3 protein-coding genes are annotated in these 1,573 nt (G+C 67.6%); all 3 read left to right on the forward strand.

Going from position 1 to position 1,573, the window contains the following annotated elements; all coding sequences use genetic code 11:
* The coding region (locus BIS11_RS17155; protein WP_253586667.1) for a hypothetical protein at window positions 1–364 on the forward strand (364 nt) is incomplete at its 5' end.
* Window positions 358–1,086 (forward strand): hypothetical protein, encoded by a 729-nt coding sequence (locus tag BIS11_RS17160; protein WP_253418888.1) that lies wholly within the window; start codon window positions 358–360, stop codon window positions 1,084–1,086. The genes BIS11_RS17155 and BIS11_RS17160, both read left to right, overlap by 7 nt.
* A 3-nt stretch (window positions 1,087–1,089) precedes the next feature.
* Window positions 1,090–1,404, forward strand: a complete 315-nt coding sequence (locus BIS11_RS17165) for a hypothetical protein (protein ID WP_253418886.1) — start codon at window positions 1,090–1,092, stop codon at window positions 1,402–1,404.
* The last annotated feature ends 169 nt before the right edge of the window (window positions 1,405–1,573 follow it).

Here is a 1,573-nt window from a genome sequence, read left to right on the forward strand (position 1 = left end):
GTTCAAGCCCTGGGCGAACTACGCCTGCGCCTACCGTGCCCGCTACGGCACCTGGCCGGTGTGGAACCAGAAGTCTGCGGCGAACATGAGCCAACTGGTCGACCGCGTGGGCGCCGAGCGCGCCCCCCGCGTCGCCGCGCACTATCTCAAGCTGAACAACCAGTTCTACACCGCCCGTATGCACCCGGTGAGCCTGTTGCTGCAGGACTGCGAGTCGATCGCCACCCAACTGGCCACCGGCCAGCAGGTGACGCAAGCCAAGGCTCGCCAGGTGGACAGCACGCAATCCAACCTGAGCAACGCGGAGGAGGCCAAGCGCATCATGGCCGAGCGCCGCCAACAACGGGAGACGTCCTCATGCTGACCGATCACGAATCCGACCAGGTGCTGGAACTGGTGTACGCCACCGCAGAAGTGCTGGGGCAGGAGATCCGGCCCGGCGCCGCGGTGCTGATCGCCGATGACCTGAGCGGCTACCCGTTCGGCGAAATCCGCCGCGCTTTGGCCCGCTGCCGCGCCGAGCTGCACGGCAAGCTCACCCTGGCGGCCATCATTGACCGCCTGCCCAGTGCAAACGCGCACCTACTGCCCAACGAGGCCTGGGCGCTGGCGCTGCGTAGTACCGACGAGCAGGACACCGTGGTGTGGACGGCGGAGATCGCCCGGGCGTTTGGCGTGGCTCGCCCGGTGCTGGCCGGCGGCGACAAGGTTGGGGCCCGCATGGCATTTCTCGCCGCGTACGAGCGGGAAGTAGAGACCGCCAAGGCGGAAGGGCGCCAGCCTGGCTGGCAAGCGTCGTTGGGCCATGACCCGCAACGCCGCGAGATCGTGCTGAACGAGGCCGTCACCGCCGGCAAGCTCCCCGCGCCGAACGTCGCCCATCTGCTACCGCCACCGGAAAAGCCGTTGACCGAGGCGGGCAAGCGCCAGCGCAAGCAGGTGGTCAGCCAGCTGCGCGACCTGATCAATCAACCGGGCGATGACAAGGCCCGGGCACGCCGCGAAGCGCGCGAGCAGGAAGAAGCCCGCCGCCGTGAATTACTCGAGCAAGCCGGCGCACCGCTGGCCGCCATGGGAGGACGTTAAGCCATGAACACCGCATTTCAACCTAGTGGCACCGAGGTCAAGCACGCCGCGTTCACCGATCACCGCCGGAGCGGGCAGCTCAGCCAATCTCGGCGTCGGGTCATCAATGCCCTGGCCGGTGGCGCCAAGACACGCAACCAGCTTGCCGAATGCACAGGCCTGCCGCTCGCCAGTATTTGCGGCCGGTGCCGTGAACTGCTCGATCTGGACTACATCGACGTTGCCGGCATGAGCGCCGATAGTCCTGCACGCCAAGTGCTGGGGCTGACGGAAGAAGGGCGCGAGGCGATGAGCCGGGCCGCCGGGGGTGGAGCATGATGCGCCAGGCCTACGAGCAGCCACAGTGCCCCCAGTGCAGCTACCGAAAGCCGCCGGCGGAGTTTCGCGAGCCGGGTACCGGGCTGGCGCTGCCGGCGTGCAAGAGCTGCATGCGCAAAATGCAACGCGGGAGGGCTCGGGCATGAACGATCAACCCAAGGGCGGACAG

The sequence above is a fragment of the Halomonas sp. 707D4 genome (assembly GCF_024158685.1).
Taxonomy (GTDB): Bacteria; Pseudomonadota; Gammaproteobacteria; order Pseudomonadales; family Halomonadaceae; genus Vreelandella.

What these genes read in the sequence shown, in the direction of transcription:
- BIS11_RS17165 (WP_253418886.1), top strand. Translation starts at nt 1,090, where the DNA reads ATGAACACCGCATTTCAACCTAGTGGCACCGAGGTCAAGCACGCCGCG.
- BIS11_RS17160 (WP_253418888.1), top strand. Translation starts at nt 358, where the DNA reads ATGCTGACCGATCACGAATCCGACCAGGTGCTGGAACTGGTGTACGCC.